An 8,172-nucleotide genomic window follows, 5' to 3' on the forward strand; every position below is an offset into this window, starting at 1 on the left:
TCTTGTGTCTGAGCCCGCTCGATCGCCGCCCCCAGAGTCCGGCAAGCAGCCTCCAGCACTTCTTGGTTGAGGGCGGTTTGCAGTTTTTTGACGTTGCGGGACTCCAGCGTCAGTACGCCAATAATTGTACCGTCGGTGGCTGCGATCGGAAAAATGCCCAGTTGTCCAATTCCCGGATGCCGAAATTCCGGCACGGCATTGGGATGTTGGGCATAATTTTCTACGAACAAAGGTTTACCAGTTTTCACCACTTCCCACAGCAAACCGATGCCGTAGGGAATTCCTTGGTCGAGTAATTCTTGCATTCCTGCGACTACGGGTTCCCCGTAAGTAGCCAGAAATTGACTAGAAAGGTGGTTGGAAATCGCCGCCGCTTGCCGGTCGTTTCCCTTACCGTTAATCACCTTGACATCTCCGAAAGCTGCATTCATTGCCTCTACTAAATAGGTGAGGGCAAACTGACCTATTTCTTGCAAACTGTCAGACTTTTGCAGGCGTTCGGTTAAACCTAAAAGAAATCTCAGCCGCCTGACTTCTGCGTTCAAACTAGCTTGGGAGTTTTGATATACCGTAACGTCTCGAAAGGTAAACAGCCGTCCGCCACTGTTGGTAATCGTGGCGCACACCTCCAAACAAACGGCATTGGATTGCTCGAAATAAAATGATAAGCTTTCATGCTTAGATGTTTCGAGTGCTTGCTGAAAGTCTTGCCACTGTTGAACAGATAAGTAACCCCGATCGACAATTTCGGCAAACAGCAAGTGGCACTTCGGCTTTGTTTCCAGCCATTCTGGGGACAGTTCCCACATTCCGGCCAATTTTTTGTTAAACAAAACTAAGCAGTCAGACGAGTCGAACAGAGCGATCGCATTGTCTACTTGGTTGAGAATCAGTTCTTGGTCTGCCCTCAACTGGTGCAAGTCTCTCTCCATTTTCTCTGTGTGTGTAGCTCTTAGTTTCGTTGTCATAACTTTCTAGGGATATGGCAAGAGTTATTTTATAACCCCTTACTTAATGTGACATAATTTTAGGTTTTTGGGCAGTGAGGGCGATCGATCGGCCTTGTGATCTGAGACACTTGCTGGTTTCCGAGGGCGATCCGAGCCACTTTTTAACTGCGTCGGCTACATTGCTTAATCATCAGGCAATAAGGAGGGAAAGCATTATGACAGAAGCAGATTTTTTTAATAACAATGCTGTCGAAGTTGATGGCATCTGACTTGAAACTATTGTGTCCAACCCTGTGCTAAATTGACCCATCATAATAAAAACTAATTCCGCTGATAAGAAATCAGCATATAGCAATCCTAAATAATTGGTGAATTTCTTACTTGATCCCAGTGGGTTCGGAGAGGGTTGGAGTGGGGAAAAAAAATACGACTCCTGCAAAAATTGCTATATGTCAAATGCCATCATGACCTTACCCTTAATTTTTATTAGCAATAACTTGGTTATTTGGATTAACTGCTCAAGCAAGTGTTGGATTCAAAAACATAGGCATAAGGCGCGCCCTAAGCACGCGGAGACAGTGATATCAGTTTCAAAAAAGCAACTGTATGCTCGTGATCCCCACCCATACACAATCAGTTATTTCCAATAATTTCATCTAAAATTGTGCGACTGATCCCTCACACCGAAGTCGAAAATCTACAATGGTATGAGTTATTACGATCGCACTTAATGTTAAGGCGCGCAGTGCGCACCCTACAAATGTGAGTTAGAGCGCAAGTATTGTTAATGTTTCTAATGTTTCTTAGGATTTTTCGGAAAAGGAATGCCCAAACTTTCGTGAAAAACAAGCTGAGTTTTATAAGTCAAGCGCCGGTTAACTTGTTTGATAATTTTTTCCAAAAGCGCATCGCCAGTTTTTTCTATCAAAGGCTGAGACATCGATCGAATAAACTTGGGAAAGCAAACCCCCACAGCCAAATCCAGCTTCCACGTAGCGCTGGTAATCGCAGGCGGCAGCTTAGCACGTTCCGATCTCGGCCAATCGGCAGCAAACTCATGAGACGGTATCTCCACTAGCTTCATTGCCGATCGAAAATCCACTTCATACCCAGGCGAGGTATAATCCGGAACCGGAATAGTCTTAATCAAATAGCAGCCTTCAGCATCAGGCGGCAGCAACTCTAAACCAATTCTCGCTTCAACACGGTAGCCGAAAGCCCCAAAACGCCCGATTAATAAATCATAGCCGTTTTCTCCGAGCGGCTGGGCCTTCATCGGCGAAGCGCACTGGCAAAACCAAGTCTTGTGGTTGTTCAAATGCTTCGCCACCGTCTCCGCATCGGCGTACATCTCCATGCTGTCTTCAAAATGCGTGTGAAACCAAATCGGCTCAACTTCCTCTCCTGCATCCGCGCTTCCACTTTCGGGCTGTCGGAAACTCGCATCTTGGTAGTAATTTTCGTCAGAAGCTTCAACAGTTTGATATTCAGCGGAATCGTGCTTCATATTATGCTCTCCTGTTATACACGCCAATCAATCTGGTTGGGGATGTGTTAAGGAAGTTTCCTCCCTACAATTGAGAAATTGATAGTAACAAAACTTACCCTAGTTCAGCATAACTCGACTTATGAAAGCATTTGTAGCAGGAGCCACAGGTCAGACAGGCCGCCGCATCGTCGCAGAATTAGTCAAGCGAGGTATTCCCGTGCGCGCCTTAGTCCGAAATCTAGACACAGCTAGACAAATTTTACCACCGGAGGCTGAGTTAGTGACCGGGGATGTATTAAATGCGACTTCCCTGCGCGATGCCATCGGCGATAGTACGGTATTGCTGTGTGCGACAGGGGCGGCCCCTGGTTTTGACCCGACAGCCCCTTACAAGGTGGATTTTGAAGGTACTAAAAATTTGGTGGATGCAGCTAAGGCTAAGGGCATTGAGCATTTTGTGCTTGTGACTTCTCTGTGCGTCTCTCAGTTTTTTCACCCCCTGAATATGTTCTGGCTGATTCTGGTTTGGAAGAAGCAAGCCGAGGAGTATTTGCAAAAAAGCGGCCTAACTTATACGATCGTCCGTCCGGGCGGTCTCAAAAATGAGGATAATTCAGATGCGATCGTCATGACAGGTGCGGACAAAATGTTTGAGAGCAGCATTCCCCGCACCAAGGTAGCCCAAGTGTGCGTGGAGGCGCTATTTCAGCCGACTTCTCGCAACAAGGTTGTGGAAATTGTGGCGAAGTCTGAGGCTCCGCAAAAGAGTTTTGAGGAGTTGTTTGCCGGCGTGGTTTGATTGAATTAGCCTCGCTTGAGTTCGGTGCGTCAGACTAAAACAATTTGATTTAGATCTGAAATGTTGCACCATTGTCAAGAACAGGCTTTCGGGCCTGTTCCACAAAAAGTGGATTTTCTTCTTGTGGGGAGTAGGGGTTGGGCATCCTGCCAGCCCAAAAAAGGCTTATCGAGAATGGTGCAAGATCTGATTTGGGTCAAAGATTGGGGCTGACGCACCCTACAACAATTTTCCGATCGCCAAATCTGGCAAAATCTTAATAGTTTTACGATTCGCCGTTAAATTTTCCCTCTCTCAGCATGAAAACTCTCAAGTGGCCAGCTTGGTTCCCCTATCCGATTTCGTGGTTAAGGGCATTTGCTCTCGCTCAGAGTTTTAGTTTTTTCCTTCGCAGGGGTATTCCTTTTGTCAGCGACGATATCGGCTTTCTGACTCTACTGCTGGCGGCTTGGCTGATTCAGTTGCCTGTGTTTTTTGTGTTTCACTTGTTCGCCGTCAAGATCTTAAATCCCTTACTAATTATGCTGCCGGGGCGCTTTCGCGTTGCGCGCAAGTTCAAGCGCAGGCACACTGGTATTCGATCGCACTTGCGAGAAGGCTTGAATGCTGTTGTAGTGATTTTTTTTGCATTTAATCTGTCGCTGTTGGTGCAACTTGCGATTTTTTATTGGCCAGCGCGATCGATCGATCCGGCCCAGTTACTAACAGGAATATCTACTCTGACAAATGTTGCCATAGCCGGTGAATTAGATTTCTGGCTGAGCAAATTGGCGGGGGTTTTATCGAGTTTAACGCTGGTAGCCGCGCCGCTATATCAATACGATTTCCGGGTGCGCCGGATGCGGGCGGCTCGAAAATTAGCCGAAATTTCGGAAATGGAAATGAGTTGGCTAGAAGCTGAGAAATTCGGCCGTCGCAAAAGAGGTTTGCTAAGGCAATCAGAGATTCAAATCCTCGGATTTATACTTTTAATCGGCGCTGTGATTGGCGGCGGTGTTTTTGTGGTTGACAGTTTGCAGGGAAATCAGCAGTTGTCGCAGTCGGTAAGCGGGGTGGGCAAATTGCCACCACTGGCTATGAAAACCGGCGATCCTTACATTCGGGCGCTGATGCGAACTATTTCTGCTAGCGAGTCGAATGTTGCTCGACCTTATCACGTTGTTTACGGTGGTAAATATATATTAGATTTGAGCCGCCATCCTGACTGGTGCGTGAAGATTGTTAATGGCCCGAATCGAGGCAAGTGTACTACCGCAGCAGGTAGGTATCAATTTCTGACTACGACTTGGAAGGAGAAGGCTAAGCGCTATCAGGCGCGTCGTGCTAATTTTTTATTCTGGGAAGATTACAGTTTTGAACCAGAAGATCAGGATGCTGTGGTTTATGCTTGGTTGAGCGATCGCAAGTTTTGGAAAGCTGATATTCCTGAGATGCTGCGGCAGGAAAGATTAACCGACGTATTGCGGATGCTTTCGGGAACTTGGACGAGTTTGGGATATGGAATTGAGAACAATTCTATGAGTTCTCGTTTGCCGAAAGTCTACCGGGAAATGCTGCGGGAAGAATTGGAAAATGCTGGTTCTTAAGGAGTTAAATGTTGACGGTTGACTGTTGACTGTTAACGCGTGTTATTGGTTATTAACAACCCAAAGCGATTAAGAAATAACCACTAATAAGTCACGAATAACTAATCCTTCAAGTTTGGTAAAAATGCTGTCAAACATTTGTACAATTCTAATCCAGGTCCAGCTTGCAGCGGATAAAGCCTGTCGAAATTAATGGGGTTTCCCGGTGCTAATTTCCACTCGGTTTTCTGTGCTGTTTTTTGGGAAATTTCGATCGCTACCGTGATGTTAATAATGTTGTTCTGCTGGGGTATTCCCCGGAAGCAGTAACTTTTGCCAGTGCGTTTGTCTGAATCGCTGCCAGTGATGTATCTGTCTTGTTTGCGAAATTGGATTTCTCTGAAAGGTCGATCGATCGCAAAGGAGTCTCGGTAGCGGTAGTCTCCGTCGCGCAAGATTTCGACAGTCGGCCTGATTTGACTTATAAATGTTCCTGCACTAAGAGTTAGCATCATTGATCCGGGTTCCTCTTGTGAAATCGGTGATTTTGCTTTTGCTGCCTGGTGTCTATGTCGTTGTGGGCGATCGGCTGAAACAAACGTGCGCCGTGTAACAAATTAATAAAAGTTGTTAAGCTGTTTAAGTTGATCCCTAGCTATCGTGAATAATTATTTCATGGTTTTATCTCTGCCACCTATCTGAGTCATAATAGAAACATACAGCAAGCCGTGATAAATTTTACGGGCATATTTTAAGGATTAATTGACGATACTTAGAGGATACGGCTATGTTTTGCGTGACGCGAGAAACAAAAAATTTAGGGCGGGTTGAAACCGGAAATTCCCAACGGCGAGGATCTTTAACCTCTGCGTCTAAAAGTACCCGTATTCTCCGAGCGCGAGTTTACAAAGATGAGGCTTTGGTGTCTGCTACCCTGGCGGGACTGCCAAGTCTTTTGGCATCCCTCGAAAGCTTTCGCGAGCAGTAGAACTTGGCATTTTCTATTGCTATATATGGCGCATGGAGATTTGTGATAGTGGCTGTCAACCAAGCACGGGATGTTTTGATTGCACCTACCATCTTCCTCGATTTGAGTAGAGTTTTTCTGTACTAAACTCTTGCAGGACGCTGAAACCTGGTTGTTTATACAAAAACATTTTTACAGCCCTTTGTCAGGGTATGAAAAATGGTATAAAAACCAGGTTTCTTGGTTTGTGTCCGTAAGTCTTGTGTTAACAAAATTTATTTGTTAGTGTCATCGGGTGCGATCGATGCCTCTACCTCTTGGGATGAACGGCTTAACATAGAGTCGTGCAGGTGTTCGTTGTGCTGCCTTTCTTGAGCCATTAATTCTCGGGCTTTTTCTTCAGCAATTCCCTCGCCATGTGTTTCTAGCTCGTGGGAGGAACGGTTGAGCATAGATTCGTGCAAGTGTTCGCTATGCTGCCTTTCTCGTGCAATTAGTTGTCTAGCTTTTTCTTCCGCGTTCATGAGAAATTTCTCCAATTGCTGGTTAGAAGCGATTCTTATATTAAGATGCCACAATTTGAGAGTAAATGTAGCAATATTAACATAAATTTTTACAAAAAAATGTATAAAAAAATGTATAAAAAAAATTGAGTTTGCTGGCGGTGGGTAGAGAGAGCCGTGGTTGCCGAGCTAATTATTGCCAGACGCCGGAAAAGATATTCTTGACTGCGATCGCAATTCGATTTAAGTCTTCCTTCAGCAGGGGTGGCCAAGAAACTCCTCTGCGGAGTCCAGCTTCAAATTGCTGCAAACCTTCTACTGACAGTAAATGTAGTGCCGAGATTAATTGTCGATCGAGCATTGGAGATTCTTGCAGCCCGTCAAACAATATTTTTAAAGCTAATAAAATCGATGTCACCTGTCCGGGTACGGGCGGTTGACCTTGTTTGAGACGCATCAGGAAGGCGTCGGGATTTTTCTTGGTTTCCAGAGCGGTTCCTTGGTCGATCAGAAAACTGCGGGCTGTTTTGTAATCCATTTGACGTGCGATCGATCTCCTGCAATTAATTAGCTGGCATTATATCACTTTTTGTCTCGCTCAATTTGGTAATATATTTCCATACAGGCTAAACTACAGCTACTGGTGAGGTCCGCCCATAAGCACGCTACAACTACTGATAGAGGCGTAGCATTCATCCCACAGTCGTCTTGATCGAAGTGAAACGGACAGGGAAAAATCAAACAATGGCAAAACACCAAGAAAATAGCAGAAAATCCAAGATTTATCGCTACTTGTGGCTGCTTTTTTTGTGTCTGAGCTTTCTGTTAGTTCCGCTCATCAAAAAAATAGCTGCCGATACGCCATTCCCCCCACCCGCTCCTATTGCAAATAATGCTACTTTTGGAGCGAGGATTCAAAGGACGATGGGGCTACTTGCGGCTAGCACTCCAACAGACCGCCGCCAAGTGCGTATCCTATTCTACGGTCAATCCATCACAGAACAAGATTGGTGGAAAGATGTAGTGAAGGATTTGAGACAGCGATTTCCCAATGCAGATTTAATTGTGGAAAATCGGGCAATCGCAGGATTTGCCGCCCCGATTTTAATCCGGCCCAGCGAACACGATTTGTATCCTTTTTATCCAGACTTGCTGATTTTTCACGTCTACGGAGGCGGTGAAGATTACGAAGCCATAATTGCCAATGTCCGCAGCCGCACTGCTAGCGAAATACTCTTGCATTCAGACCACATCCAGTGGCTGCCCACAGGCAACAGCGACGATCCAGAAGAAGCCAAAAGATACGAATGGCACAACACTCATTCTACTAAATGGCTGCCTGAGTTAGCCGATAAATACGGCTGCGAAATCGCGGAAATTCGCGAACCTTGGCGTCGGTATTTGAAAGACAATCGCTTGCAACCACAACAGCTATTGAGCGACAGCGTTCACCTCAACGATTGGGGAAATTTTCTCCTAGCTGCTCTCATAAAACCGCATCTGCGATACAAACCAAATTCTCCTCAACCGCCGCAGGATTTAGTGAAAACCTATAGGGTTGGCAGCGATGTTAAGTGGCAAGATGGCAAGTTGGTTTTAGAATTTGAAGGAAATAGAATAGATGCGATCGCCGATAAAACCTTCAACGGCAAGGCAATGTCTGCTAGAATTGCGATCGACGGCAAAAAACCCTCAGAATTTCCTGAACTTTACAGCATCACCAGACCTCGCGCTAGTCCTGGCGTTCCTTGGCCGGCAATCATCCAAGTGTCTAGCCAAAAACCGCTAATCGTCGAAGATTGGAAAGCCGTAATTACTGAGATTAACAGCGACGCCAGCAAGTTTAAATTTGACGTTGTAGGTTCTAAAACAGGTTACGACGGCAGCGGTACAAATGAC

Annotated in this window: 8 protein-coding genes; 3 read left to right on the plus strand and 5 right to left on the minus strand. The window is 45.7% G+C overall.

The window, feature by feature from the left end; translation table 11 throughout:
- Window positions 1–968, minus strand: a 968-nt coding sequence (locus tag QUA38_RS14770) for a GAF domain-containing protein (RefSeq protein ID WP_333162945.1), incomplete at its 3' end; no start/stop codon positions are given.
- A gap of 775 nt (window positions 969–1,743) precedes the next feature.
- Window positions 1,744–2,457, minus strand: coding sequence for a DUF1997 domain-containing protein (locus QUA38_RS14775; protein ID WP_333162947.1), 714 nt, complete (start codon window positions 2,455–2,457; stop codon window positions 1,744–1,746).
- Window positions 2,458–2,578: 121 nt separating this feature from the next.
- Here QUA38_RS14775 and QUA38_RS14780 point away from each other — a divergent pair, with 121 nt between their 5' ends.
- A complete protein-coding gene (locus tag QUA38_RS14780) occupies window positions 2,579–3,238 on the plus strand; it encodes an NAD(P)H-binding protein (protein ID WP_333162948.1) in 660 nt (219 codons plus the stop codon).
- 299 nt (window positions 3,239–3,537) lie between these two features.
- Entirely contained in the window at window positions 3,538–4,824 is a 1,287-nt protein-coding gene (locus tag QUA38_RS14785; RefSeq protein ID WP_333162950.1) for a glycoside hydrolase family protein, read from the plus strand.
- Between the two features lie 101 nt (window positions 4,825–4,925).
- Here QUA38_RS14785 and QUA38_RS14790 read toward each other — a convergent pair whose 3' ends face one another.
- The 3 genes from QUA38_RS14790 to QUA38_RS14800 all read right to left on the minus strand — a co-directional run bounded on the left by QUA38_RS14790 (window position 4,926) and on the right by QUA38_RS14800 (window position 6,811).
- Complete coding sequence (locus QUA38_RS14790) at window positions 4,926–5,318, minus strand: hypothetical protein (RefSeq protein WP_333162952.1); 393 nt, start codon at window positions 5,316–5,318, stop codon at window positions 4,926–4,928.
- Window positions 5,319–6,045: 727 nt separating this feature from the next.
- On the minus strand, window positions 6,046–6,294 hold the full coding sequence (locus QUA38_RS14795; protein WP_333145591.1) for a hypothetical protein: 249 nt from the start codon (window positions 6,292–6,294) through the stop codon (window positions 6,046–6,048).
- A 172-nt stretch (window positions 6,295–6,466) separates the two neighbouring features.
- Entirely contained in the window at window positions 6,467–6,811 is a 345-nt protein-coding gene (locus QUA38_RS14800; protein WP_333071279.1) for a Dethiobiotin synthetase, read from the minus strand.
- A 206-nt stretch (window positions 6,812–7,017) separates the two neighbouring features.
- Here QUA38_RS14800 and QUA38_RS14805 point away from each other — a divergent pair.
- On the plus strand, window positions 7,018–8,172 hold a 1,155-nt coding region (locus QUA38_RS14805; RefSeq protein WP_333162954.1), incomplete at its 3' end, for an SGNH/GDSL hydrolase family protein.

Source organism: Microcoleus sp. Pol12B4 (assembly GCF_036701385.1).
Classification (GTDB): Bacteria; Cyanobacteriota; Cyanobacteriia; order Cyanobacteriales; family Microcoleaceae; genus Microcoleus.

Coding starts and splice junctions, on each gene's coding strand:
- QUA38_RS14775 (WP_333162947.1), bottom strand. CDS start 2,457: ATGAAGCACGATTCCGCTGAATATCAAACTGTTGAAGCTTCTGACGAA.
- QUA38_RS14780 (WP_333162948.1), top strand. CDS start 2,579: ATGAAAGCATTTGTAGCAGGAGCCACAGGTCAGACAGGCCGCCGCATC.
- QUA38_RS14785 (WP_333162950.1), top strand. CDS start 3,538: ATGAAAACTCTCAAGTGGCCAGCTTGGTTCCCCTATCCGATTTCGTGG.
- QUA38_RS14790 (WP_333162952.1), bottom strand. CDS start 5,318: ATGATGCTAACTCTTAGTGCAGGAACATTTATAAGTCAAATCAGGCCG.
- QUA38_RS14795 (WP_333145591.1), bottom strand. CDS start 6,294: ATGAACGCGGAAGAAAAAGCTAGACAACTAATTGCACGAGAAAGGCAG.
- QUA38_RS14800 (WP_333071279.1), bottom strand. CDS start 6,811: ATGGATTACAAAACAGCCCGCAGTTTTCTGATCGACCAAGGAACCGCT.